The sequence below is a fragment of the Dyella mobilis genome (assembly GCF_016904945.1).
Taxonomy (GTDB): Bacteria; Pseudomonadota; Gammaproteobacteria; order Xanthomonadales; family Rhodanobacteraceae; genus Dyella_B; species Dyella_B mobilis.
The window spans coordinates 1053804-1079801 of the sequence record NZ_JADIKF010000040.1 but is presented as its reverse complement, the minus strand read 5'-3'; the positions used below and the strand labels follow the sequence as shown (position 1 = coordinate 1079801).

At 62.8% G+C, this 25998-nt stretch carries 21 protein-coding genes; 12 read left to right on the top strand and 9 right to left on the bottom strand.

Annotated elements, in window-relative coordinates; genetic code table 11:
* Nucleotide 1 precedes the first annotated feature (1 nt).
* The 4 genes from ISS99_RS21270 to ISS99_RS21255 all read left to right on the top strand — a co-directional run bounded on the left by ISS99_RS21270 (nucleotide 2) and on the right by ISS99_RS21255 (nucleotide 6818).
* Complete coding sequence (locus ISS99_RS21270; protein ID WP_204633598.1) at nucleotides 2-550, top strand: GNAT family N-acetyltransferase; 549 nt, start codon at nucleotides 2-4, stop codon at nucleotides 548-550.
* On the top strand, nucleotides 547-864 hold the full coding sequence (locus ISS99_RS21265; protein WP_204633597.1) for a non-heme iron oxygenase ferredoxin subunit: 318 nt from the start codon (nucleotides 547-549) through the stop codon (nucleotides 862-864). Before ISS99_RS21270 ends, ISS99_RS21265 begins: the two co-directional genes overlap by 4 nt.
* 622 nt (nucleotides 865-1486) lie before the next feature.
* Nucleotides 1487-5491: a non-ribosomal peptide synthetase gene (locus ISS99_RS21260; protein WP_204633596.1), complete on the top strand. Its 4005-nt coding sequence runs from the start codon at nucleotides 1487-1489 to the stop codon at nucleotides 5489-5491.
* Nucleotides 5484-6818 carry a glycosyltransferase gene (locus ISS99_RS21255; RefSeq protein WP_204633595.1) on the top strand — a complete coding sequence of 445 codons (1335 nt, stop codon included), beginning with the start codon at nucleotides 5484-5486 and terminating at the stop codon, nucleotides 6816-6818. Before ISS99_RS21260 ends, ISS99_RS21255 begins: the two co-directional genes overlap by 8 nt.
* Nucleotide 6819: 1 nt before the next feature.
* Here ISS99_RS21255 and ISS99_RS21250 read toward each other — a convergent pair whose 3' ends face one another.
* Genes ISS99_RS21250 through ISS99_RS21235 form a run of 4 tightly spaced genes read right to left on the bottom strand, consistent with a single transcriptional unit; the run spans nucleotide 6820 to nucleotide 11100 of the window.
* Nucleotides 6820-7734, bottom strand: coding sequence for an efflux RND transporter periplasmic adaptor subunit (locus tag ISS99_RS21250; protein ID WP_204633594.1), 915 nt, complete (start codon nucleotides 7732-7734; stop codon nucleotides 6820-6822).
* Nucleotides 7731-8492, bottom strand: coding sequence for an ABC transporter ATP-binding protein (locus ISS99_RS21245; RefSeq protein ID WP_204633593.1), 762 nt, complete (start codon nucleotides 8490-8492; stop codon nucleotides 7731-7733). The genes ISS99_RS21250 and ISS99_RS21245 overlap by 4 nt, the downstream gene beginning before the upstream one ends.
* 2 nt (nucleotides 8493-8494) lie before the next feature.
* The gene (locus ISS99_RS21240) at nucleotides 8495-9628 is read right to left on the bottom strand and encodes an ABC transporter permease (protein WP_204633592.1); all 1134 of its coding nucleotides are present in this window, start codon (nucleotides 9626-9628) and stop codon (nucleotides 8495-8497) included.
* Nucleotides 9628-11100 carry a TolC family protein gene (locus ISS99_RS21235; RefSeq protein ID WP_284343659.1) on the bottom strand — a complete coding sequence of 491 codons (1473 nt, stop codon included), beginning with the start codon at nucleotides 11098-11100 and terminating at the stop codon, nucleotides 9628-9630. The genes ISS99_RS21240 and ISS99_RS21235 overlap by 1 nt, the downstream gene beginning before the upstream one ends.
* Nucleotides 11101-11265: 165 nt before the next feature.
* Between ISS99_RS21235 and ISS99_RS21230 the strand changes: the two genes are divergently transcribed.
* The 3 genes from ISS99_RS21230 (at nucleotide 11266) to ISS99_RS21220 (ending at nucleotide 14951) form a co-directional block, all read left to right on the top strand.
* On the top strand, nucleotides 11266-11973 hold the full coding sequence (locus tag ISS99_RS21230) for an HAD-IB family phosphatase (protein WP_204633591.1): 708 nt from the start codon (nucleotides 11266-11268) through the stop codon (nucleotides 11971-11973).
* A 175-nt stretch (nucleotides 11974-12148) separates the two neighbouring features.
* Complete coding sequence (locus tag ISS99_RS21225) at nucleotides 12149-13558, top strand: aspartate aminotransferase family protein (RefSeq protein ID WP_204633590.1); 1410 nt, start codon at nucleotides 12149-12151, stop codon at nucleotides 13556-13558.
* Between the two features lie 313 nt (nucleotides 13559-13871).
* Nucleotides 13872-14951 (top strand): membrane-targeted effector domain-containing toxin, encoded by a 1080-nt coding sequence (locus tag ISS99_RS21220; protein ID WP_204633589.1) that lies wholly within the window; start codon nucleotides 13872-13874, stop codon nucleotides 14949-14951.
* 123 nt (nucleotides 14952-15074) lie between these two features.
* On the opposite strand, the gene ISS99_RS21215 is transcribed toward ISS99_RS21220, so the two are convergent.
* Both ISS99_RS21215 and ISS99_RS21210 read right to left on the bottom strand, forming a co-directional pair.
* Nucleotides 15075-16481, bottom strand: coding sequence for a sensor histidine kinase (locus ISS99_RS21215; protein ID WP_204633588.1), 1407 nt, complete (start codon nucleotides 16479-16481; stop codon nucleotides 15075-15077).
* Nucleotides 16478-17152 carry a response regulator gene (locus ISS99_RS21210; RefSeq protein ID WP_204633587.1) on the bottom strand — a complete coding sequence of 225 codons (675 nt, stop codon included), beginning with the start codon at nucleotides 17150-17152 and terminating at the stop codon, nucleotides 16478-16480. The genes ISS99_RS21215 and ISS99_RS21210 overlap by 4 nt, the downstream gene beginning before the upstream one ends.
* A gap of 290 nt (nucleotides 17153-17442) precedes the next feature.
* Here ISS99_RS21210 and ISS99_RS21205 point away from each other — a divergent pair, with 290 nt between their 5' ends.
* The 3 genes from ISS99_RS21205 to ISS99_RS21195 all read left to right on the top strand — a co-directional run bounded on the left by ISS99_RS21205 (nucleotide 17443) and on the right by ISS99_RS21195 (nucleotide 22102).
* On the top strand, nucleotides 17443-19671 hold the full coding sequence (locus tag ISS99_RS21205; RefSeq protein WP_239538272.1) for a M1 family metallopeptidase: 2229 nt from the start codon (nucleotides 17443-17445) through the stop codon (nucleotides 19669-19671).
* Nucleotides 19671-20552: a hypothetical protein gene (locus ISS99_RS21200; RefSeq protein ID WP_204633586.1), complete on the top strand. Its 882-nt coding sequence runs from the start codon at nucleotides 19671-19673 to the stop codon at nucleotides 20550-20552. Before ISS99_RS21205 ends, ISS99_RS21200 begins: the two co-directional genes overlap by 1 nt.
* Before the next feature lie 296 nt (nucleotides 20553-20848).
* On the top strand, nucleotides 20849-22102 hold the full coding sequence (locus ISS99_RS21195) for an MFS transporter (protein ID WP_204633585.1): 1254 nt from the start codon (nucleotides 20849-20851) through the stop codon (nucleotides 22100-22102).
* A 17-nt stretch (nucleotides 22103-22119) separates the two neighbouring features.
* Here ISS99_RS21195 and ISS99_RS21190 read toward each other — a convergent pair whose 3' ends face one another.
* The 3 genes from ISS99_RS21190 to ISS99_RS21180 all read right to left on the bottom strand — a co-directional run bounded on the left by ISS99_RS21190 (nucleotide 22120) and on the right by ISS99_RS21180 (nucleotide 23591).
* Nucleotides 22120-22659 (bottom strand): GNAT family N-acetyltransferase, encoded by a 540-nt coding sequence (locus ISS99_RS21190; RefSeq protein WP_204633584.1) that lies wholly within the window; start codon nucleotides 22657-22659, stop codon nucleotides 22120-22122.
* A 6-nt stretch (nucleotides 22660-22665) separates the two neighbouring features.
* Nucleotides 22666-23136, bottom strand: coding sequence for an SET domain-containing protein-lysine N-methyltransferase (locus ISS99_RS21185; protein WP_204633583.1), 471 nt, complete (start codon nucleotides 23134-23136; stop codon nucleotides 22666-22668).
* A 98-nt stretch (nucleotides 23137-23234) separates the two neighbouring features.
* Nucleotides 23235-23591, bottom strand: coding sequence for a ComEA family DNA-binding protein (locus ISS99_RS21180; protein WP_204633582.1), 357 nt, complete (start codon nucleotides 23589-23591; stop codon nucleotides 23235-23237).
* A 235-nt stretch (nucleotides 23592-23826) separates the two neighbouring features.
* Between ISS99_RS21180 and ISS99_RS21175 the strand changes: the two genes are divergently transcribed.
* Nucleotides 23827-25251: a M20 family metallopeptidase gene (locus tag ISS99_RS21175; RefSeq protein WP_204633581.1), complete on the top strand. Its 1425-nt coding sequence runs from the start codon at nucleotides 23827-23829 to the stop codon at nucleotides 25249-25251.
* 4 nt (nucleotides 25252-25255) lie between these two features.
* The gene (locus ISS99_RS21170) at nucleotides 25256-25948 is read left to right on the top strand and encodes a YggS family pyridoxal phosphate-dependent enzyme (RefSeq protein WP_239538270.1); all 693 of its coding nucleotides are present in this window, start codon (nucleotides 25256-25258) and stop codon (nucleotides 25946-25948) included.
* Nucleotides 25949-25998: the final 50 nt, after the last annotated feature.

Sequence of the window (25998 nt, the reverse complement as noted above, 5' to 3'; positions counted from 1 at the left end):
CATGCCTGATCCCATCGTTCCCGTTTTCCGCATGGCCGGGGCCGCCGACGTCGATGCTGTCGTTGCGCTGGTCGAATCCGCTTATCGCGGCGAGTCCGGCCGTCGTGGCTGGACCACCGAATCGCATCTGCTCGACGGCCGCCGCACGGATGCCGAGCTGGTCGCGGAGCTGCTGCTGTCGCCGGACAGCGCATTGTGGCTGGCGCACGCCGGCGACCGGCTGCTCGCTTGCTGCCATCTGGAAAGGCACGGCTCCTCGGCCTATTTCGGCTTGTTCGCCGTCGATCCGTTGCGCCAGAACGCCGGCTTGGGCAAGCAAGTGCTGGCCCAGGCCGAGCGGTTTGCCTGCGACGCCTGGCAATGCACCGCGATGCACTTGAAGGTGATCGACGCGCGTGGCGAGCTGATCGCCTGGTACGAACGGCGCGGCTATCGGCGCACCGGCGAGTATTCGCCTTTTCCCTATGGCAACGAACGCGTCGGCATTCCTCGCCGCGACGATCTGCGCTTTGAACTGTTGATCAAGGATTTTTCGGAAACCACATCATGAGTGAAACCTGGGTAGAAGTAGGGACGCGGTCGGAGTTGCTTCCCGGCGAGTTCAAGGTGGTCTGGGATGGCGATGCGGCCATCGCCGTGTTCAATGTCGACGGCGATCTTTACGCCGTGGAAGACATCTGCACCCACGACGGTGGCGAACTGGCCGGTGGCGAGGTGGTCGGATTCGAAGTGGAATGCCCGCGCCACGGAGCACGCTTCGATTTGCGCACGGGGCAGCCGACCTGTCCGCCGGCCTATGAGCCGATCCATCGGTTTCCGGTGCGCGAAAGCGACGGCCTGATCTGGACGCGCGACGACCGCTGATCTTTCTCGATCGATTTGGACAAAGGCATCGCACTCGTCGGAGTGCGGTGCTTTTTTTGTGCTGCGCATTTTCACGATTCGTTCTCGAAAAAGTGCCGGCGTCACGATTTTGCAATGACTCGCTTCATCGCATTGATGTGAGAGAACGCACGCACGTGTTGACGAGGATTTCATCGGCGAATTGATACATCGCACCACGAGCTTTTGATGTTTGTTCGCAATGTGATGAGTTGCACGTGATGAGTGCAGTGCGTCTATTTGGAAAGCGTTTGCCGATTGCTTTTTTGCGCTGAGACATTTCTGTTCGTGGCCACGTTGCACGTGGCGATTCAAGGCGCTTGGCGCGTAAGTGCGGGGAAGGTCGAGCAGGCGATGACAGGCAACTGAAGGCCTGCCTTCGTTCCGCTTTTGAAAATCATCGTGCGTAAACCCGATTTTCACGGTGCGTCTGGCCGCGAGGGGGATTTTTTGCCAAAAAAACCGCGTGACGGTCTGCGCGGCAGGAATGTGTCTGGAGCCAACCGGGTTTGGATCACGAACGCGATCGCAATGCCGAGACGGGTTCAGTCGATGAACCGGCTTCTCGTAGCTAGCGCGATGGCGTTCGCAAGGAGATTGCGCCATGAACATCGAGCCGGACGTATCGCTGTCGCTGACCACTGCGCAGCGCGGATTGTGGGTAGGGCAGAAAATCGGTGCAGCCGATGCCACCTTGAATATCGCCGAAATGCTGGAGATTTGCGGCCCGGTGCAAGCGGACCTGTTTGTGCGCGCACTGTGGCAGGTGACGCGTGAAGCCGAGACCTTGCGGGTCGGCATCGTCGAGCAGAACGGACGGCCGCGGCAAATCGTGCGGGCGGAGTATCACGGGGAGTTTCCTTGTCTGGATGTCAGCAGCGAACCTGATCCGCGCGCGGCAGCGGAAGCGTGGATGCACGCGGAATTGAGCCGTCCGGTGGATCTGGCCAACGATCCGTTGTGGGTGAGCGCGTTGTTCAAGGCCGCCGATGATCGCTATTACTGGTATCAGCGGGCGCACCACGTGATTTACGACGGCTATAGCGGCGGCATGATCGCGCGGCGCCTGGCCGAAATTTACACGGCGTATGTCGAGGGCCGCGAGCCCGCGCCGAGTGACTTCGGTTCGTTGCGGGCGCTCATCGAGGCCGAAGCGGACTATCGCGATTCCAGCCGCCTGCAGCGGGATCGCGATTATTGGAAGGAGAAATTGGACCACCTTCCCGAGGCCGTATCGCTGGCGCGCGGTGGCCCGCACAACAGCATGGGAGGGTTGCGACGCAGTACCGGTCACTTGTCGGTGGAGACGGTCGCCCGCCTGCGTGAACTCGGCCAGCGGACTTCGACCAGCCTGCCGCAGATGCTGATTGCGCTGGTGGCGGCGTATTACCACCGTGCTACCGGTGCCAGCGACCTGGTGATTGGCATGCCGGTGTCCGGACGCATCAATGCAACCTTGCGCGGCTCGCCGGGGATGGTGGCCAATATTGTCGCCATCCGTCTGAGTTTCACGCCGCACACCACGGCGGTCGATCTGTTCACCCAAGTCGCGCAAGTGGTCAGGCAGGCGCTGCGGCATCAGCAGTATCGCTACGAGGATTTGCGTCGCGATCTCGGCCTGATCGGCAAGGGCAAGCACATTGCCTGGCTCGGCGTGAATATCGAGCCATTCGATTACCAGCTTCGATTTGCCGGCGCCGGGGTCATTTCGCACAACGTGTCCAACGGTTCGGGAGAAGACCTCACCATCTTTGTCTACGATCGCGGCGATGGCAGCGAGCTGCGCTTCGATTTCGATGCCAATCCCATGCTTTACAGCAGGGCAGAGCTGGACGAGCACCGTCGCCGGCTGGGCTTGCTGGTCGACGGCGTGCTGGCCGACCCGGACCAGGCATTGCGATGTATCGATGTGCTTGGTCCGGACGAGCGGAAGCGCTTGCTGTGCGATTGGAACACTACCGCCGCACCCGCGGCGGAAGAGAGCCTGCCGGCCACGATCGCCAGGCTGGCTCGAGAAAAGCCGGATGCACCGGCGGCAGTGTTCGAAGAAACGGTGTTGAGCTACCGCGACCTGCACGTGCGCAGCGCGGCGCAGGCACGACAGCTGATCGCCGACGGAGTGCTGCCTGGCGACATCGTTGCGGTCATGCTGCCGCGTGGCGAGCAATGGCTGATCGCCATGCTCGCCATCATGCGCACCGGTGCGGCCTATCTGCCGCTGGACCCGGAAGGGCCGCCCGGCCGCATTGCCGCGATGCTCGACGATGCGTCGCCGATCGCCCTGCTTGCTACGCCGGAGCTGTGCCGGCGCTTTGGCGTCGGCGGCATGCTGCTGCTGTATCCGGAGCAATTGGATGAGGCGCCGGCTTCTTCTTCAATGGAACCCGATCTCGCCGATCCTGACGGCACCGCTTATGTGCTCTACACCTCCGGTTCCACCGGGCAGCCCAAAGGCGTGGAGGTGACGCACCGCAATCTCGGCAACTTGTTGCAGGGCATGCGGCGGCAGCTTGCACTCACGGGTGGCGAGCGCTTTCTGGCAATCGCCACGATGATTTTCGACATTGCCATGCTGGAGCGCTTCCTGCCGTTGACGGCGGGGGCATGCGTGGTGATGGCGAGCGCCGAGACGGTGCGCGATCCGGCGGCGTTGTTGCGCTTGATGCGGTGCCAGCGGGCCACCCACTTGTGGGCCACTCCATCGCTCTGGCGGGTGTTGCTGACCCACCCGGACCCGCATCTGGAAAGCGTGCACGTGTTGGTGGGCGGCGAAGCGCTCAACGAGGAACTGGCACGGCAGTTGTTGCATCGTGCCGCACGAGTGACGCAACTGTACGGACCAACCGAAACCACGGTGCTATCCACGGCCATCGAGCTGACCGAGTGGGGCAGGGGTGCGCCGCCGATTGGACGGCCGATTCTCAATACACGGCTCTATGTGCTCGATCCGCAGCAGCAACTGGTGCAGACCGGTGCCGTCGGCGAGCTTTACATCGGTGGCGCGGGCGTGGCCAAAGGCTATCTTCATCATCATCAGTTGACCGAGGCGCGTTTCCTCGCCGATCCGTTTGCCGATGATGGCAGTCGCATGTACCGCACGGGCGATCTGGTGCATTGGGACGACCAGGGTGTGCTGCACTTCGTTGGACGCGCGGATGAGCAGGTGAAGATTCGAGGTCATCGGGTGGAGCTTGGCGAAATCGAGTGCCGCCTGGTCGCGCACGGTGCGGTTGCCGATGCAGCGGTGGCGATCCATCGCGATGGCGAGGGTGCGGCGATGCTGGTTGGCTACGTCGTCGTGCGTGCCGGGAGAAACCTGGCCATGGAGGAACTGCATATGCATCTGGCCAAGTTCCTGCCCGACTACATGATTCCCACGCAATGCGTGCGTCTCGACGCGATGCCGCTCACGGCGACCGGCAAGCTGGATCGGAAGGCTTTGCCAAAGCCTTCCCTGGCCAACCAGGCGGTGTATGCGGAGCCGGCAACCGAGGTCGAAAAAAAGCTTGCGGCATTGTGGCAGCAGGTGTTGAAAGTTGAGCGCGTCGGCCTGCACGACAATTTCTTCCAACTCGGCGGGGATTCGTTGAGCGCAGCCGAAATGATTGCGCGGTTTCCGGAACATTTCGGCACGGAGCTGCCGCTGGTCAGCTTGTTCGAGGCATCCACTGTGGCCGGATTGGCAGCCCACCTGCAACGCGCCGATACGCGTGGCAATCCGCTGGATGCGATCTTGCCGTTGCGTGCTTCGGCACGGGAGCGGCCGCTGTTCTGCATTCATCCGGCCGTTGGCCTGAGCTGGGCCTACGCCAGTCTGCTGCGTCATCTCGGTGACGAGCTGCCGGTATGCGGCATCCAGGCATCGGCGCTGCGTGGCGACGCTCCGCTGCCTTCCAGCATCCATGAGGTGGCGGTCGACTATCGGGCGAAGATCCGGCGGATCCAGCCGGAGGGGCCATACCGGCTGATGGGCTGGTCGCTCGGAGGGTTGATTGCGCACGAAATGGCCGCCCAATGGGAGGCCGATGGCGAGCAAGTGGAATTGCTCGCTTTGCTCGATGCCTACCCCTTCTCGACGGAAATGGCGTCGTCATCCGGCGATGCGACGGATGAGATCCGAGCGATTCTGCATTTCCTCGGCTTTCATCAGCACGCCCAGACACCGCCCGCCAATCTGACCGCGCTGACCGAATTGTTGTGCAAGGAATATGGCGTTTTCGACATGCCCTTGGTGCAAGAGACCGCCAAGAGCGATCCGCGCCTGGTCGAACGGGTTTGCGCGATTACGCTCAATAACCTGCAATTGGCGCGCAAGCACGTACCGGCGCGGATCGGCACCGATGTGGTGTTCTTCCAGGCCGGCATCAGGGAGGGAGTGGATCTGGCCGGTGCGATGTGGGACGAGCCGGCCGCCTGGCACTCTTACGTGAATGGTCGAATGGACGTCCATCCGCTTGCCTGCCATCACCAAGGCATGCTGGACGACGCGCCCGCGGCGCAGATCGGCATGCTGATCATGCAGAGGCTGAAGGCCTTGCAGGCGGAGCGCGCCACTGTACCGCAGCAAGTGGATCCCACATCGACAAGGAGCATGGCTGCGTATGCTTGAGCTGATCTCGCGGCCGGCGCCGATCGCCATTTTCACCATCGGCACGCAAGGCGATATCCGGCCATGCGTAGCACTGGGTGTCGGTTTGCAACGCGCCGGTTATCCGGTGCGCATTGTCACCAGCGACAACTTTGCGAACCTGGTGCGGGAGGCGGGTCTGGCGTTCTTTCCTTTGACCGCCAACTTCCAGACCTTGCTCGATTCGAATCGCGATATCGCCGACAAGGGACTGGACTTTGCGGCGATGGCGCGCATTTCCCGCCGTTTCTACACCGACTGGGCCCGTCGTTGGGCAAGCGAAGGCATGGCTGCGGCGGATGGAGCGGGCCTGTTGATCGGCGTGGCCAACAGCACCCTTTTGGCGAAAGCCGTTGCCGAGGCGCGCGGGGTTCCGTTTGTCGGAGCGCAGTTGCAGCCGCTGACACCGTCGCGGCAGATGTCGCCGCTGGTGCTCACTGGTGGCCGCACGCTGCCGTCCTCGTTGAACATGCCGATCTACAACCTGCTGCGTTTGCTGGTGTGGTACGTGATGAAGCCGGCCATCAACGACATCGTGCGGCCGCAACTGGGCCTACCCCGATATCCCTGGTACGGGCCTTATTTCAAGAACCGCCACCATCGCGTGCTCTACGGCTTCAGCCGCCACGTGGTGCCGAGGCCGGACGATTGGCCCGATACGGTGCAGATCACCGGGTCCTGGTTTCTCGATCAGCCGCATTGGCAGCCACCGGATGCCCTGCGCGATTTTCTCGATGCAGGCCCCAAGCCGATCTACATCGGATTCGGCAGCATGATCAGCACGCAGGCGGAGCGGTTTACCGCGGCGGTGTACGAAGCGGTGCGCAAGAGCGGCCAGCGTGCCGTGCTGGCGACCGGCTGGGGTGGGTTGTCGGGCGAAGAGGGCAGTGCTGATGACCAGATTTTTGTAACCCGCGGCGCACCGCACGATTGGCTGTTCCCTCGGATGGCCGCCGCCGTTCACCATGGTGGCGCCGGCACCACGGCCGCGGCTGCGCGCGCGGGCATCCCATCGGTCATCGTGCCGTTCTTTGGCGATCAGCCGTTCTGGGCGCGCAGCTTGCAACGGGAAGGCGCTGCGCCGCCGATGATTGATCGACGCAACATGGATGCCACCCGGTTGGCGGCGGCCATTGCCATGGCGACACAGGAACCGATGCGTCAGGCTGCCGCGCTGCTTGGCGAAAAGGTGCGCAGCGAAAACGGTGTGGAACAGGCGATTGCCTGCCTGCGCGAATGGCAACTGCTGCCACCGGTGCAGGATGCGCCGTTGGCAAGCGAGACGGAGGCGCGGGTGTTGCTGGCCTGATTCAGTGCGTCGATGTACTGGCTTGCGTGCCGAACTTCACCAGCACGCGCTGGCCGATGCGCAGCGTCGCGGGTTGCTGGTCGAACGCCAGCACGCATTCGACGGTGCGGCTATTGGCGCGAACTTGCGGATCGTCTTCCAGCGTGCTGACGCCGAACACGTTGCCTACGCGCAGTACGTGGGCTTTCAGCGGCGCCATGCCGCTGCCGCTGTCGTCGTCCACTTCGGCATCCATGCCTTGATGCACGATGCGCACGAAGGATTCGTTGAGCTCGGCGCGCACGATGCGCGGCGCATCTGGCAGCACCACGAAGATCGGTCCCGTGGATGGCGACACGGAAGCGCCCGGTTGCACCATGCGCTGCACGACCTGGCCGTCGACCGGTGCGCGCAGGCTGCGCAGCTCCAGTTGATAGCGTGCACCGGCGACTTTTTGCGCGGCGAGTGCGGCGGCGGCATGAGCGTTGTTCAGTTCAGCCTGCACCTGTTGCGCGGCCTGTTGTGCGTCGTCCGCGCTCTGTACGTCGCCGGCGCCGGCCTTGGCGGCCTGCTGCAGACGGGAGGCGCGCAACGTCGCGGCTTTCAGCCGGTCTTCCAGGGCACTGGTCTGGGCTGCGGCTTGTTGTTGTTCGGCCAGCGCGGAGTCCAGCGCAAGCTTGGCCGGTTGCGGATCCAGTTGCGCCAGCAATTGGCCCTTTTGCACGTGCTCGCCTTCGTGAGCATCCACGCTCAGCACGATGCCTTCGCTGGGCATGGCGAGCTTCAGCAGGCCGCCTTCGATGTCGATGCGGCCTCGCGCAATGGCGCTGTAGGCCGGTGCGGCGGCATTGCTGGCGGCCGGCGCATCACCCTGCGAGCAAGCGCCGAGCAGCGCAATGGCCAACAAAGCGAACGGGAGCCGAAGGTGACGATTCATGCAGAGGGCTCCTTGGCCTCGGGTGCAGCAGGTTGCGATACGTCGGGAACATGGTCGCTCAGAATGCGACCGTCTTCCATCGCCAGCACGCGGTCGGCATGGCCGACCAGGCGCGGGTCGTGGCTGACGCACAGCACGGTGGTGCCGTGGTTGCGGGCGATGCGGTGCAGGATGTCGATCACGATCTGGCCATTGGCCGCGTCCAGCGCGCTGGTCGGTTCGTCGGCAAACAGCAGCTCTGGCTGCTTGGCGAGGGCGCGGGCGATGGCTACGCGCTGTTTTTCGCCGCCGGAAAGTTCTGCCGGGCGCAGGCTCATGCGAGGTCCCAGGCCGACTTCTTCCAGCGAATCGATGGCGCGCTTGCGCGCCGTGGTTTTGTCCAGGCCCATGTAGCTGAGCGGCAGTTCCACCTGTTCCAGTGCGGAAAGCGCCGGAAACAGATTGAAGCCCTGGAATACGAAGCCGGTGTGCTGCAGGCGAAAATGCTCCAGCGCGCGCATGCTCATACCGCTGAGCTCGTGCCCCAGGGCATGCACCTTGCCGCCGTCGGCCGGTTGCAGGCCGCTGAGAATCGCCAGCAGTGTGCTTTTGCCGCAACCGGACGGACCTGAAATCAGGGTGAGTTCTCCGCCGCGCACATCCAGCGTGAGGTCGTGCAGCACCGTGCTTTCAACGCGGCCCGATACGAAGGATTTGCGCACGCCGCTGGCTTGCAGCGTGGGCGAGGTGCCTGGCGATGTCTGGAAGGATACGGACACGGTTACCTCAACAGACTCGCCGGATCCGCGCGACGCAAGCTGCGCATCGCAGCCAGTCCGGACACGATCGCCAGCGCCATGCTCAACGTCAGGCAGGCGGCGGCGGTAAGCGGATGCAGTTCCATCGGCACGCTGCGGTTGCGCGCGATGATCAGCAACACGATGCCGATCACGACGCTGCACACGATACCCAGCAGCCCCACCCAGAAGGCCTGTTCCATGATCACCTTGCGCAACGCGCCGCGTCCCACGCCGAGTGCATTCAAGGTGGCGTACTCGCGGATCGAGCCGATGACCGCGGCGATCAGCGTCTGGCTGGTGATCACCGCGCCGACCAGGAAGACGATGCCGGCCAGGAACAGCACGCCGGCTCCCGCTCCGGTGTCCAGCATCCAGTACAACTGCGATTGGCGGGCGAAGTCTTTGGCCGTCCAGACGGTGTACGGCCCGAATGCATCGGAGCCGTTCAATCGCTGGGCAACGGCTTTGGCCTTGGACGGGTCGCGCAGCTTGGCGACGAAGTAGGTCATCATGCCGGCGTCTTCAGGCGCGACGTCGAGCACGCGCGCGGTATCCAGCGACGAAACGATATTGACGCCGCCCAGTGCACGCAGGCCGCTGCTGACGCCGACCACGCGCACGCGTTGGCCGTTGATGGCGGCGGTGTCACCGATGGTTACGCCGAGGCTGTCCAGGTCGGCCTTGTCCACGATCACCGCGCCCGGTTCGTTCAAGCGCGCGCGCAGGGCCGGCGGCAGGGCTTTGGAGAACATCAGTGCGTCGGGGCTGGTATCGATGCCGGAAACGAACACCGACACGCCGCCGGTATCGCGCGGGCCGCGCCAGTCGGCATCCACCCAGCGGAACGGTTCCACCTTGGTGACGTCCGGATCCATGCGCAGGCGCATCGCGATGTCTTCGCTGATCGGGCGGCCGAGATTGACGCTTTGCGTACCCGGATAACCCGCCCACAGGTCTCCCGAGGAGCCGGTGATGTAGACGCTCGCGCTACCGAAGATGCCCAGCACCAGCGCAGCCTGCAGCAATTGCAGCAGGCTGGCGAAACCTACCGCGAGAATGGCCGGCAGAAAGCGGCGCCATTCGTGCACCAGGGTCTTGCGCGCCAGGGCGACCATCAGTGTGCGCCCTCGTGCGTGCGCTCTTCGTCGTAGCCGGCGGCCACGTTGATCGGCGGCAGCGGCGCGCCGCCCAGTGCCTTGTACAGCGATACGTAGGCGAGATCGCGTTCGGCACGGGTGGAGATGAGTTCGAGTTGCGCGTTCTGTCGAGCGATCAATGCATCCTGCACATCCAGGGTGCTGCTCAGGCCGAGGCTGCGGCGTTCGTCCAGCGCGGCGGCGTTGCCATCCAGCGCCTGCGCTGCCCGTTCGGCCGCGGCTTCGCGCAAATGCAGCTGTTGCAGATCGCCCATTGCGGTCTCGGTTTCAGCCACGCCTTGCAGCACGGCCTGCCGGTAGGCGTACACCGCCGCCTGCAGCTCGTGGTTCTTGGCATGGGCCTGGGCGACGCGCATGCCCCAGTCGAATAACGGCATGTCCACCACCGGGCCGGCGGAGAAAATGCCTTCGCCGGAACGGAATACATTGTGATGGGTGAGCAGAGTCAGCGACCAATCCAGCGAGCTGCCCACGCCGATGTGTGGATAGATATCCGCCTTGCTGAGCCCCGCTTCGCCGGCGGCGCGAAGCACGTCGGCCTCGGCGGCGGCTATTTCGGGGCGGGCGCGCAGCATGTCGGCCGGTGCACTGGTCATCTGCCAACTGCCCAGTTGCGGCTGGGAACCGCTTTGTTCCAGCCAGGCCGGATCGGGTTCGGGTTGGCCGACCAGCATGGCAAGTTGCTGGGCATTGGCGTTGATCGCGCGCTGCGGATCGCTCAGTGCCATTTCTGAACGCGCCAGCTCTGCTTCGGCGCTGGCTACTTCGGCGGGCGATACCAGCTTCAGGTTTTCGCGCACCTTGAGCAGCTGCAGTTTTTGGCTTTGGGCGTCGCGCACGGCCGAGAGCAGCAAGGTCTGCTGTTGTGCCGTGCGCAATTCCACCCAGCAACGCACGACCTCGGCCACCAGCGTGACGTACGCGCTTCGCAGCTGGGCGTGGGTCTGGTCCAGCGTCCCGTTGGCGAGCCGGCGGGTGCTCTTGAGGGCGCCGAAGAACGGCATTTCCCAGAGTGCGTCGAAGCCGGCGATGAAATAGGAGGCGCTCGCATTGGGCTCGATCACCTGGTTGGTATCGGCCCTCAGGCTAGGCAGGTATTTATCGGTGGCGTGCTTATAAAGCGTGCGCGCGGCGAGCACGTGCTCGGTGGCGGCGGCCACGTTCAGGTTGTTATCCAACGCGCGCTGTACCACCGCGTTCAGCTGCGGGTCGTTGAAGGCCAGCCACCAATGCTGCAGGTCCGGCTGCTCCGGATTGGCGGGCGTGGCAGCGGCATTGCGCCAGGCCTGGGGTACCGGCGGCTTGAGCTCCGGCAAGGGTGCAGCACACCCGGCGGCCAGCACGGTCACTACCAGCGCAGGCAGCAGGCGCCGTCCAGCCATCGGCAGGCAGCCAATACGAAGGAATTTGCGCAGGGAAGGTTGGTGCACGGGTCGGGGCCGTCGTTAGAGGCGCGCAAGCAAACTGTAAGCATAGCCGGTCGGCCCCCGGTTTTGGCTTACTTACGAGAGGCTTAAGGCCCTAGAAAGGAGACCGAAAGGGGCCAGCCGCCAAGATGGCCCTTACCCTGATGTCAGAACTGCTGCTGGAGTGGCTTGCGCGTGACTGCCTGGAACATCCTCTGCGACTTCGACGGCACCATTTCCGTCGAAGACGTGATCGACTCGTTGTTGGACCGTTTCGGCCGCCCCGGTTGGGAAGCACTGGAGCAGGATTGGCGCGCCGGACGCATCGGCTCGCGCGAATGCATGAGCGGGCAGGTAGCCTTGCTGGACATGCGCAAGGAAGAACTGGATACGCACCTGGACGGCTTGTGGATCGACCATGCGTTCCCGGGTTTCGTGGAGCGCTGCCAGGAGCTGCAGACGCCGATCCGAGTGGTCAGCGACGGCCTGGACTATGCCATTCACCGCATCCTCGGCCGTTACGGCCTGGACCATCTTCCGCTGGCCGCCAATCATCTGGCGCCGGCTACGCCGCCTCGCCAGTGGCAGCTCACTTCCCCGTTCCAGCGCGAAGGATGCCGTAGCGGCACATGCAAATGCGCTTGCGTGGCGCAGGCTGCCACCAGCGGCGGCAAGACCTTGCTGATCGGCGATGGCGCTTCCGATTTCTGCGCTGCCGACCGCGTCGATTTCGTGTTCGCCAAGCACCGCCTGATCGAGCATTGCCGCGCCGCCGGCATTCCTTATGTGCCGATCACCGGTTTCGAGGACGCATTGGAAATGCTGCCGCGCCTGCTCGATGGCAGCCTGCTGGCCGAGCACGAGCGCCACGCTTTGCCGGCGGTTTCCAACTTCTGAGATATCCATTGCCCACCCTTGCGCGAAGCCAAGGGCGGGCTCGGGTGGGGTGACGCCCCAGGGCGATGAGCCATGCTCAACGCCTCCTCCCAAGCCTCCCCTGCGAGCAGCGGAGGCAGAAAAAATTGCTGAACTCCAAAGTCTCCCGTTTCTACTTTTCTCTGGTACCCCTTCGATGAATGCCTACGACCCGAACGCCCTGACCGGTGTGATCCCCGACGCGCAGTTGCTTGCCGACGAAGCCGAGTGGAGCTCCTTTGGCGACACCGTGCACTACGTCGATCCGCCGAAGATTTTTCGCCACGGCGAAGGCAGCTGGATGTACGACACCGCCGGCGTGCCGTTCCTCGATCTGCAGATGTGGTATTCGGCCGTCAATTTCGGCTATGGCAACAAGCGCCTCAACGACACGCTGAAGCGCCAGATCGACGTGCTGCCGCAGGTGGCCAGCCAGTATCTGCACCAGACGCGCATCGAGCTGGCCAAGACCATTGCGGTCGACGCGCAGCAGAAGTTCGGCGTGAAGGGTCGCGTGCACTTCAACGTGGGCGGCGCGCAGGCGGTTGAGGATTCGCTCAAGCTGGTGCGCAACTTCAAGAACGGCAAGAGCCTGATGTTCGCCTTCGAGGGCGGCTATCACGGTCGCACGCTGGGCGCTTCGTCGATCACCTCCAGCTACCGCTATCGCCGTCGCTTCGGCCATTTCGGCGAGCGCGCGATGTTCATTCCGTTCCCGTATCCGTTCCGTCGCCCGAAGGGCATGACGCCGGAAGAATATTCCGACGCCTGCGTGCGCCAGTTCGAGCGCCTGTTCGAAACCGAATACAACGGCGTGTGGGACCCCAAGGTCAACCAGTGCGAATACGCCGCCTTCTACGTGGAGCCGATCCAGGGCACCGGTGGTTATGTCATTCCGCCGAAGAATTTCTTCAAGGACCTGAAGAAAGTGCTCGACAAGTACGGCATCCTGATGGTGGTCGACGAAATCCAGATGGGTTTCTGGCGCACCGGCAAGCTGTGGTCGATCGAGCACTTCGGCGTGACGCCGGATGCGATCGTGTTCGGCAAGGCGCTGACCAACGGCCTCAACCCGCTGTCGGGCCTGTGGGCGCGCGAAGAGATGATCAACCCGACCATCTTCCCGCCGGGCTCCACCCACTCCACCTTCAACTCCAACCCGCTGGGTACCTCGCTGGGTCTGGAAGTGATCAAGATGGGTTACGAGCTGGACTACGAGACCAACGTCGCCAAGAAGGGTGCGCACTTCCTCGATGCGCTGAAGGATCTGCAGAAGCGCCACAAGGAAATCGGCGACGTCGACGGCCTGGGCCTGGCCCTGCGTGCCGAAATCTGCACTGACGACGGCTTCACGCCGAACAAGGCATTGTTGGACAAGATGGTCGACATCGGCCTCGCAGGGGATCTGGAGCACAACGGCAAGAAGATCGGCCTCGTGCTGGACGTGGGCGGCTGGTACAAGAACGTGATCACGTTCGCGCCGTCGCTGGACATTACGCACGAAGAGATCGATCTGGCTGTCGCGCTGCTCGACCAGTTGCTGACCAAGGCCAAGAAAGCCATGTAATCCACTTCAGCTACGGATGCTCGCATGTCCGTAGTGAAACAATGCTTGTTGTCGAGTTTCCCATGCAGGGGAAGTGACAAACCAGGCGGCGCTCAGGCGCCGCCTTTTTTTATGCGCGTATGGCGGATGGAGCATCTTAGGAACGATGCGGCTTCCAGCATGGTTACGTTCGCACTGGGTCGGATAAATACGGTTCTAATTACTTGTCACCAAGCCTGCCTGCGGGTGTGGCAAAAAGGAGTCGGCGGCATGATGTGTCGCGACGTGCCTCCTGGGATGGAGGTGAAGTCATCGCATTTTGGAGTCTCTCGTGATGAAAATTGGTGACAATCCGGCAGGTCCTTTTATTGCGCCTCAGTCAACGGGGCAGGTTGGTTTCAATGCCGTAAAGACACTCGGATCGGCACGGCCGACAATACGGCCAGGCGGATTTCCTTCGCAGTCGTTGAATATGCGCAGGATGCCCAATGTCCCGCTGATGGTTGAGATCGGAAAGGACGGGCCGGAGTTAGAAGGAATAATGGCAAGGTTGTGTGGCGACGCGAAATGGTGTCAAAAGGTCGTCGACTTTCTTACTGACCGGAAACCATTGCAGCAAGGCCCGGATATCGATTCGTTGCCTCATCATCCGGATCTACCGGAAGTGGCGCGGCCAGAAATCCCTACGTTTAGCCAGAATGCCGGCGGCAAAGAAATTATCTCGAAGATTTTCGACAAGACACACGGATTGTTCATCGGCGAAGAGCACGAAAATGACGCGGGCGTACGTTTTCTAATCGAGAACATGGATTCGCTTGCCAAAGACGGCAAGGTCAAGACTATTTATGCGGAAGGCATCGACAAGGACCTGAACAAGGATCTGGACGATTATTTCAAGACAGGGAAAATGTCAGAGAAGTTGAAGAAGGAAGTCGACGACATTGATAGCAGCTACAAGGATAGAGTGGGGCAGTACAACACGAAGGACCTGCTCGAAAAGGCGCGTGAGCACGGTATCCGCCTGCGTGGAACAGAAACCAAAGAAACGCAGGATGACGTCGATGACGGTGATGCTGAGGCTCGAATTAGGAGATTCAATAAAGAGCTTTCGAATCAAATCACAGAGGATCAAAGAGATCCCGATAGCGGCAATTACGTGGCATTGCTAGGGAAGGCCCATACCGGAAATGTCAGCTCTCCAGATATACCGGGGAACCAACGCTATCCAGGTGTTGATCGGATGACAGGAGGAATCAGCCTGGACGTGGATTACGTACGAAAAGGCGAGCAGCCTGGCATAACGCAGGGAACGACGCAGACGGAGTTGGAACCGAACCCCGATGATCCTGCGAATCCTCAACGGGTTCACTATCACCCGGATCTTCGGCTTAGATTGCAGCCGACGGCAAATTGAGAAACTGGCTAATGAAACGGTGAGTAGTTTCCGGTACCTCAGTGAAGCGGACTGCCATGATCTGTGATTCTTTATTGGCGCCGGGGCTATTGTCGGAAGCAGTTTTACAACGGCAGTGCCGGCTTAGATCAGTCGTTCTGTGTGCGGCATCGCAGGGAAAATGACCTCCACGCGCAGGCCACCGTCGCTGCTGGCGTTGAAGTAGCGCACGCGCGCGCCGTGCCATTCGACTATGCGTTGCACGATGGCCAGGCCCAGTCCGCTGCCTTCTTCATCGCTGCCGGGCACGCGGAAGAATCGTTCGCCCAGTCGTTCCAGCCACGCCGGCGGTACACCGGGGCCGTTGTCTTCGACCGCCAGGCAGATGTCCTCACCGTCTCGCCAGAGCTCTACGGTCATCAGCGCACCGCTGCCGGCATAGCGCAATCCGTTGTCGATGAGGTTGTCGAGCATTTCTTGCAGGCGATGGCGGTCGCCGTCAATCCACAAGGGGCCGGATTGGCCGTCGTAGCCCAGATCGATATTCGCGGCCAGCGCTTCGTGCACGCGCTGGCCGACCAGTTCGGGAATCAATGTCGCCAGGTTGAGCGGTTCGCTGTCGCCCACGTCGTGTTCGGTGGTTTGCGCGCGGGTGAGCGCGAGCAATTGGCTCGACGTGCGATTGGCGCGCTGGATCAGGCGCTGGATGTGTTTGAGCGCATCGGAGATCGTTGCCGGATCGGAGCTGGCCTGTGCGCGCTCGGCATGGACGCTGAGGCCCGCCAGCGGCGTACGCAACTGGTGCGCCGCATCGGCGATAAAACGCTCGTGCAGCGCCAGCATGCCGCGCAAGCGGGCGAACAGGCCGTCGATGGTGCGTGTCAACGGCAGGATTTCCACCGGCACGGCCTGATCGCCGATCGGTGCAAGGTCGTGTTCGCGGTTGGCCAGCTGCGTGGTCAGCGGATCGAGCTGGCGCAGGCCGGTGCGCACTCCGAGCCATACCAGCAGAAACACTGCGACGATCAGCAAGGTTTGCGCGGGGATGCTCAACAGCAGAATCTGTCGTGCCTCGACGTGGCGATCGTGCAAGGTTTCGGCGACGGTGACTTCCAGTTGGTCGTTCGCGTCGCGCGGGTTGGTCATCATGACGCTCGCCGCGCGCAAGGCGTGCTTTTCAATCTGGATGCCGTAAAGCCGCGGCTCCGGGCTGGCGGTAAAGACGCCATCGGGCGGATGCAGCGAGGGGTTGCCGCCGATCAGTCCTTCCTTGACGCTGAACACGCTGAAATAGTTTCGCCCTTCCGGTTCGTATTCCAGCAGGAACTGCGCTTGCGGAGAGATACGGCCATCCTGGCTCTGGGTGGCCATCATCTGCACCAGCGCCAGCGTGTCGTCGATCAGGTTTTCGTCGTGCACGTGATTGGCGTAGATCAACGCGCCGACATAGGTGATGAGGCTGTTTAGCAGCAGCAGCACCAGCAGCGGCACCATCACGGTGGTCAGCAGGCGCCGGCGCAGGCTTTGGCGTCCCGGGCGCCATGGGTTCATGCCTGCTTGACCTCTTCCAGCAGGTAGCCCAGTCCGCGAATGGTGCGCACCTGGGTGCCGGAGTCCAACAGCTTGCGCCGCAGGCGATAAATGGCGATGTCCAGGCCGTTGTCGGTGAGTTCCTCGTCCCAACTGCACAGGGCTTCGATCAATTGCGCGCGGCTGGTGACGCGGTCGGGGCGGGCGGCCAGTGCTTCGAGCAGGCCGAATTCGCGCGCGGTAAGTTCCAGCGGCGTGTCGTCCACCCAGGCGCGATGGCCGGGCAGGTCCAGGCGCAGGCGGCCCAGGGTGAGTTCGGGCGCACCTTGCGTGGTGTAGCGACGCAGCAGGGCGCGCACGCGTGCTTCGAATTCGGCAAGGGCAAAGGGCTTGACCAGATAGTCGTCGGCGCCCAGGTCGAGTATGCGCACGCGTTCGCGCAAACCCTCGCGTGCGGTGACCACCAGCACCGGCAGGCCGCTGCCGCGGCGGCGCACGCGCTGCAGCACTTCGCTGCCATCCAGATTGGGCAGGCCCAGATCGAGCACCAGCAAGTCGTACGGCGTGTCTTTCAGAGCGGCATCGGCGCGGACGCCGTCGGCAACGTGGTCAACGGCATGGCCGCCTTGGCGCAGTGCGGCGCTGACGCCCGCGGCAATGGATGGATCGTCTTCAGCAATCAGGATACGCATGGCTCTCCAACTCCGGCCGATCAGCCGTTCGTACTTGCTATCTCCATGAATTTCAACATCTTCCCTGATGCTTCACGGACGCTTCGTGCCTGGATGCGTGCAGCTTAAGGCAACATCCGGCAAGTATCACCGTCACGTGTAAGACAAGTGAAGCCGCAAGGCGTTCGTTGCTTTATGCGCAATGGTAATGCGGAGCATGCGCAGCCCGTTGCGGAACGCATGACCAATGGCGGATGCTCCGGCGACCGTGCCTGGGTCAGGCTCGACACATCTCTTGGGGAGATCATTCGATGAGACTTGCAACCGGTAGGGGCGGGCCGTGGCTCGCCGCGGCTCTTTTGTTGTGGTCATGCCACGCTGGCGCACAGACCGCCAAGCCCGCTGCACAGCCGCAGCCCGCTACGGCGGCGTCGACAGCCGGGGATGCGGATATCCCGTTTGCGCCGGCACACGACACCATGATCACGCAGAAGAGCTCGCCCGACGCCTGGGGCGGCGAGCGTACCGGCCAGGAGGCGACCCTGTCCGATCGCGTGGTGAGCTACACCATCGATGCCAGCCTCGATGCGGCCAAACACGCGGTGACCGGCAAAGAACACCTGACCTGGCGCAATCGCAGCGACCGCGAAGTGCGCAGCGTCTACTTCCACACATACCTCAATGCTTTCCAGAATGAAGGCAGCATCTTCTTCACCGAGCGCAACATAGAGACGGCGCATGGCAGCTCGCGCGGCAATGCGCGGCTCGAGAAGGGGCAGTGGGGCTGGATCCATTTGCAGAAAGTGCAACAAGGCGATGCCGCATTGAAGTGGAGCTTCGTGCATCCCGATGGCGGCCCCGATACCGACCAGACGGTGGTGCGCATCGATCTGGCACAGCCAGTGCCGGCCGGCGGTACGCTGGCGCTGGATATCGACTTTCTCAGCCAGTTGCCGCGCGTGGTCGAGCGCACCGGCTGGTGGGGCGACTTCAATCTCGTCGCGCAGTGGTTTCCGAAAATCGCCGTGCTGGAACTGCCGGGCGAGCGCGGTGCCACGCAGGTACGCTGGAACGCGCATGCGTTCCATTTCAACAGCGAGTTCTACGCGGATTTCGGCCTTTACGACGTACATCTGACCGTGCCCAGCGATTACACCGTCGGTGCGGTGGGCAAGCTGCAAGGCGAACCGGAGCAGAAAAACGGCACGACCACCTATCACTTCGTGCAGGGCGACGTGCACGACTTCGCCTGGGTAGCCGCCAAGGACTACAAGACGCTGGATGGCACGTACGAAGGCGCGGGCAGCCCGAAGGTCGCCGTGCGCGTGATCTATCCGCAGGAATACGTGGCTTCGGCTGCACCGAGTTTGAAGTCGAGCATCGATGCGATCGGCTATTTTTCCAAGACTTTGGGGCCGTATCCCTACGAGACGCTGACCGTGGTGGTGCCCCCTTACAACGCACAAGAAGCGGGAGGCATGGAATATCCGACCTTCTTCACTTCCGAAGGTTTTCAATACGTCGAGCAGGATACCTGGACACAGATGGCCAGCGATTTCGTGAATATCCACGAATTCGGCCACGGCTATTTCTACGGCATCCTTGCGTCAAACGAATTTGAAGAGCCGATCCTGGACGAAGGCCTCAACGAATACTGGGACAACCGGATGCTGGCCGAGCGCAAGCAGGATTTTGTGCTTGCAACGCCTTTCACCAAATGGCTGGGCATTGCGCCGCACATCCCCGGCTTCGTGATGGAGCGCCTGGGAGCGACCTTGAAGCATCCGCGCGATCCGCTGGCGCAGAACAGCTGGGACCGCATCTCCGGCACCAGCTACGGCACGGTGTACACGCGTACCGCAACGGCCATGCACGACCTGGAAGCACGGCTGGGCAAGCCGGCGTTGGAGAAGGCCTTCCGCCTGTATTACCAGCGCTGGCGCTTCCGCCACCCGTCGGTTGCGGACTTCCGTGCCGCGTTGATCGACAGCTCCGGCGACGCCAAGGATGTCGACCAGATTTTCAACGAGTATGTCTACGGCACCGGTACGCTGGATGACACCGTAACGTCCATCGACACTGAGGAAGTGCTGCCGCAGGCGGGCGTGACCTGGAAGGACGACAAGCAAAGCGAAGTGGTTGCCGCCGACCTGGACAAGCAGACCGACAAGCAGCGCGAGGATTGGAAGAAGGCCCACCCCAACGCCAAGCCGGGCGACCCCGGTCCGTTCCCCTGGCACAGCACGGTGACGGTGGAGCGCAATGGCATTGCCGCACCGGAACTGCTGCGCGTTACCTATGCAGACGGCACGCACGAAGACGTGACCTGGGATGACGACCAGCGCTGGGCGCGCTTTGATTTCGTCAAGCCGAGCAAGGTGGTGTCGGCCGAACTCGATCCGGACGGGCACAACTATCTGGATGACAATCGCCTCAACAACAGCCTCACCACCAAAGCGGATTCCGCCGCCTCCCGGCGCTGGACAGCCGACGTCGCCGCCGTGCTGCAAACCTTCTACTCGATGTTGGGGACTCTGTGATGGCTCACGACACGACTCGTTCCGCCGGCTTTGGCCGCTTGTGGTCCTCCATGGCGGCGGCCGTGCAATGGCGATTGCTGTTGCTGTGGCTGCTCGTCATGCTCATTCCGGCAACCGTGGTGGCTTGGCCGCTGTCACGCATGCTGGGCGGTTTGCTCGATACGTCGGTGCACGCGGCCGAATGGGCGCAGCACTTCAACGCGATCATGTTCGGTGACGTGATCGGCGCGTTCGCCGACCATCCCCAATGGTTGGGATCGGCCGCATTGATGGGCCTGATCCTGACCCTGCTGCTGTCGCCGTTCCTGGACGGAATGATTGTCGGCAGCGGACGGGCAGGGCGGCGCCTGGGTTTCGGCGCGCTGCTGCAAAACGGCCTGGTGGAATACGGCCGCATGTTCCGCGTGATGCTGTGGTCGCTGCTGCCCTATGGCGTGGTGCTCGCCGTCGGAGGTATCGGTGCGCACGTGGCCGAAAATACGGCTGACAAAGCCGTGCTCGAGTCCCAGGTCGATTCCGTTCACGCCATTCTGCACGTGGTGCTGCTGATCGTGTTCGTGTTGATGCAATCGATCGTGGAATCGGCGCGCGCGGCCTTTATCGCCGATGGCTCATTGCGCTCGGCCACGCGCGCCTTGTGGCGCGGCGTCAAGCAGTTGCTCCGCCGTCCGCTGAACACCTTGCTGTTCTATCTGGTGGTGACGTTGGTGGGCCTGGTGTTGGCATCGATCTTCGCCATGGCGCGCATCCACGTCACCGCGTTCGGCATGGGCGGCTTCCTGTTCGCTCTGGTGCTGAGCCAGTTGATGGTGCTGGCCATTGGCTGGATGCGCACGGCGCGCCTGTTTGCATTGGGCGAAGTGGCGCGTTCGATGAGTTGATCGGCTGCATTGCCGCGACGAGCTTCTCCACCGTCGCAGGCTGGGTTACCCCGGACTTGATCCGGGGTAACCCAGCCTGCGGGTGCGGCAGGCAAACGTAGATTCGTCCTTTTTCGAATTGACGCTGCGCGAGACCCCGCTCTAACGTCAATGGAGTGATCGCGCGCGGCTGGGTACAAAACCTCGGGCGATGGATCGTGACGAGGAGAGCAGCGATGGAGCGCGAACCGGCATCAGCACGTCTCGAAGCGCGAGAGCCTGTGCTCTCCAAGCCTAGTCGAAAGCGCTTTTTGATCATGGCGCTGATGTTCGTCACGGTGGTGATCAACTACCTCGACCGCAGCAATCTTTCGATCGCCGCACCGGAGCTCTTCCGCGAGCTCGATATCGATTCGGTGCGAGCGGGTTTCGTTTTCTCCGCGTTCGGCTGGACCTATGCGCTGATGCAGATTCCCGGCGGCTGGCTGGTCGACCGGGTCGCGCCGCGCGTGCTTTATGCCGCCGCACTCATCCTGTGGTCGCTGGCTACGGTGATGTTGGGTTTTGCCGGGTCCTTTGTCGCGCTGGTTGCGTTGCGCCTGGTGGTGGGTGCGCTGGAGGCGCCGGCTTATCCGATCAACAATCGCGTGGTAACTACGTGGTTCCCAACGCGCGAGCGCGCAACGGCGATCGGTTTTTACACATCGGGCCAGTTTGTCGGGTTGGCGTTTCTTACGCCGGTGCTGGCCTGGTTGCAGGCCCGGCTTGGCTGGCACGCGGTTTTTGTTTCCACCGGGCTGATAGGTGTGGCATGGGGTCTTGCGTGGTTCGCGATCTATCGCGAGCCGCGGGCGTTTCGGGGTGTGAATCAGGCGGAAATCGAAGTGATTAGCAAAGGTGGCGGGCTGGTGGATATCGGCAACGCGTCATCGCGCTCGCCGGAGAAGCGCACAGGATCGACCTGGAGCGATCTTGCGCTCGTGCTTGGCCGGCGCAAGCTGTGGGGTGTCTACATCGGCCAGTTCGCGGTCAACTCCACGCTGTGGTTCTTTCTTACCTGGTTTCCGACTTACCTGGTCAAATATCGCGGATTGGATTTCGCTACATCCGGCTTTCTCGCGTCGCTACCGTTTCTCGCGGCGTTCGTGGGCGTGGTGAGTTCGGGCGTGCTGTCCGATTGGCTGTTCCGCAAAGGCGCGTCGCAAGGCTTGGCGCGCAAGCTCCCGATTATTGTCGGCCTGTTGATTTCGGCTTCCATTGTCGGTGCGAACTATGCGTCATCGATCGAAGGGGTGATCGCCTTCATGACCATTGCCTTTTTTGGCAACGGTTTTGCGTCCATCACCTGGTCGCTGGTGTCGGGACTGGCACCGGCGCGCCTGCTCGGATTGACCGGCGGGGTGTTCAATCTGATCGGCAATCTGGCTGCGGTGAGCACACCGATCGTGATCGGCTATCTGGTCGACGGTGCGGATTTTTCGCGGGCCATCACGTATATCGCGGCAATGGCGTTGCTGGGGAGCCTGTCCTACATCCTGCTGGTAGGCAAGGTGGAGCGCATGCAGGCCTGAAGTGCCGCGACTTGCCTTCAGGCCAGGGCGCGGCGGGATTCGTGGTGCGGCGGGTAATAGGCGAAGACGTGGTTGTCGCTGCCGAAGAAATCGATATCTTCGATGTGCTCGCCGCCCAGCCGTTCGGCAACGCGATCGGATGCTTCGTTGCCGACGCGAACTAGGCTGATGACGCGCAGGATGTGCAGGTGTTCCCACGCGAAATCCAGCGTCGCAGCACCGGCTTCGGTGGCGTAGCCGTGGTGTCGGTGCTGGGGTTTCACCATCCAGCCCAGTTCGATGTCCGGCCAGCCCTCCGGATGCAGCAGGCCGGCGCGTCCGATGAATTCACCCGTGGATTTCAGTTCCAGCGCCCACATGCCGTAGCCGCGCAGTTGCCAGTGGCCGATCAGCATCGCCAGCGAGCGCCATGCATTGGTGCGATCCAGTGGCAGGCCATCGCCGATCCATCGCGTGCTATCCGGATCGGCGAGCATCGCGGCGTAGTCGTTGAAGTGGCGTTCGGTAAGCGCCGTCATGCGAAGGCGCTCGGTTTCCAGAGTGGGAATCTCGATCATCTCGGATCAGTCGCTGAGACTTGCGCCGTCCAACACGTGGGCTAGGGCGCGAGTCGTGGTCATCAGACTCTCGTACCAGGGCAGGCCGATGATCTTCTCACCAGTGGCCGTGTCGATAAAGTCCTCCTCCTCGCCCGGCGGCAGCAAGTGCCGATAGTCGACGGTGATTTCCGTACCGGCGGGCAGGTCGTGCAAGGCAAACACAAAGCCGAGGTGCCAGAGGCCCGTGGGCTCGAAGCTGTGGTTGATGTAGCACTCGTCCGGCCAATCCGGCGAAAGCGTGTAGCGATCCTGGAACCAGCGCGCGCTGGCGTACATCTGGTCCGGCGCAGCCTTCAGTTCGTCCAGCCGATAGGTACGGTCGATCGCATCGGGCGCGGTGAGGATGCCGCCTGCGGCAATGGATTCTTCCAGAAACAGGCCTTTGCCTGCGCCGCGGATGCGGGAGGCGTCGATACGGTAGCGCGGAAGAATCATGTCAACGGGCTGGCGGTGGCGACCAACGTTTGGTTGGCGCGGAGTGTATCGCAAGCGGTACGGCCCGCCATGGGCCGTATCGCCGGTTGGGTGTTGAATCAGTCTTGTGCGGCCGGTTCGGACGCGGCCGATTTGGCCTTCTTGGCACGCTTGGGTTTGGCCGCGGCGTCTGCTTCGGCCTTGGCGCCTTCGCCGCTGAGCAGGATCGCATCGTGGTTGTGCTGGAGCGTGGCCTGACCGATGCCCTTGACCTGGGTCAGGTCGTCGACGCTTTTGAACGGGCCGTGTTCTTCCCGGTAAGCCACGATGGCCTTGGCCTTGGATAGCCCAACGCCATCCAAGGATTTGGCCAGTGTTTCGGCATCAGCCGTGTTGACGTTGACCGCGGTGGCGGCGAAAGCGGGCATGGCAAATGCCAGCGAGAGGCCGACGATGGCGGCAATTTTCCTGAACATGAGGCGTTATCTCCCTGAGTAGAAAAGGCGGTGCCAGGCGGCGCCGCAATGCCACTTTGCGCCGCGGCCGGCATGGCGGCCCAGTCGGCGAAGTACGTGCAGAGAGGGCGGGTCGAGGCCGGCTTCGTGTGTGGGCCACCTTCCGCTCAGGGTGTGAGCAGTCATCCATCGTGCACTGCTGGCGGCGGAACGGCGGCTGTTAGAATCGCCTTTTCACTCGAACCATGGAGTCCACGTGGATACCGCGCGCATTTCTCGCTTTGTCAGCGATCTGTGGGACGCTGAAATCGTCCCGCAACTGATGGACTACATCCGGATTCCCAACAAGTCGCCGATGTTCGACAAGGATTGGGTCGCGCACGGCCACATGGACGCCGCCGTGAAGCTGATGGAAACCTGGGCGCACACCAAGTTGCCGTCGCTGCCCGGCGCCACGCTCGAAGTGGTGCGCCTGGAAGGCCGCACGCCGTTGATCTACATCGAAGTGCCTGGCCAGAACGACGATACCGTGGTGCTGTACGGCCATCTCGACAAACAGCCGGAAATGACTGGCTGGTCCGAGGGCCTGGGGCCGTGGACGCCGGTGCTGAAGGGCGACAAGCTCTACGGCCGCGGCGGTGCCGACGACGGCTACGCCATCTTCGGGTCGCTGGCTGCGCTGCTGGCCCTGCAGGAGCAGGGCATTCCGCACGCGCGCTGCGTGATCATGATCGAGGCCTGCGAAGAATCCGGCAGCTACGACCTGCCTTACTACGTGGATCACCTGGCTCCGCGCATCGGCAATCCTTCGCTGGTGGTCTGCCTGGATTCCGGTTGCGGCAACTACGAGCAGTTGTGGCTCACCACCTCGCTGCGCGGCATGACCGGCGGCGAGCTGACCGTGCAGGTGCTGGACGAAGGCGTGCACTCGGGCGATGCCTCCGGCGTGGTGCCGTCCAGCTTCCGCATCCTGCGCGATCTGTTGTCGCGCCTGGAAGATCCTGAAACCGGTCGGATCAAGCCGAAGGAACTCTACGCGGAGATTCCGGCGCAGCGCATCGACCAGGCCAAGGCCGCGGCCGGCGTGCTGGGCAAGGAGATCTACAGCAAGTTCCCATTCGTGGAAGGTATGCATCCGGTCACCGAAGACCTCACCGAGCTGGTGCTCAACCGTACCTGGCGTCCGCAACTGGCGGTGACGGGTGCAGACGGCCTGCCGCCGCTGGAAAGCGCGGGCAATGTGCTGCGTCCCAAGACCTCGGTGAAGCTCAGCCTACGCGTGCCGCCGACGCTGGACGGCGCCAAGGCCGGCGATTTCGTGAAGGGGCTGCTGGAAAAGGACCCGCCTTACGGCGCCAAGGTCAGCTTCAAGCTGGAAAAGGACGGCAGCGGCTGGAACGCACCGCAGCTGTCGCCCTGGCTGGAAGACGCCGTGACCAAGGCCTCCGAACAGTATTTCGGCAAGCCGGCCGCGTACATGGGCGAGGGTGGCTCGATTCCGTTCATGGGCATGCTGGGCGCCAAGTTCCCGCAGGCGCAGTTCCTGATCACCGGCGTGCTCGGACCGCACTCCAACGCGCATGGCCCCAACGAGTTCATCCACATCCCGACCGGCAAGCGCGTGTCGATGGTGGTGGCCGACGTGGTGGCGCGCCATTTCGAGCAGGGCAAGCGGGGTTGATCCGTTGACCGATGCCGCGCAACTGGCCGCCAACTGGGCCGCGGTACGCCGGCGGGTCGACGAGGCCTGCCAGGCGGCCGGTCGCGACCCGGCCGAGGTGACCATTCTTCCGGTCAGCAAGACCTTCGGCGCGGACACCGTCCGCGCCGCCTTGGGCCTGGGCTTGCATCGCTTCGGCGAGAACAAGGTGCAGGAAGTCCGCGACAAGGCGGCGGCCCTGGCCGGCGAGGCGATCGAGTGGGTGGTGATCGGTCACCTGCAGACCAACAAGGCCAAGGACGTGGCCCGGCTCGCTCACGAGGTGCAATCGCTGGATCGGCTGGACTTGGCCGAAGCCCTGCATCACCGGCTGCAGCTCGAAGGCCGCAGCCTGGACGTTCTGGTGCAGGTGAAGACGGCCAGTGAGGAGAGCAAGACCGGCCTGCCTCCCGGGGAACTGCCGGCCTTCCTGGTGGCACTGCGAGCCTATCCCACGTTGCACGTGCGCGGCCTGATGACCCTGGCCACCCTGTCCGAGGATGCCGGCGAGGTGCGAGCCTGCTTTCGCCGTCTGCGCGAGCTGCGCGATCGCAGCGCGGCCGAAGGCCACGACCTGCCGCGGCTTTCCATGGGCATGAGCGGCGATTTTCCCCTTGCCATCGCTGAGGGAGCGACGGAAATACGCATCGGTACGGCCATTTTTGGGGGGCGTCACTAGGACAAAATTGTGAGGTTCTTCGCGATTCTGGCGTTAATGTTGCCTAAAAA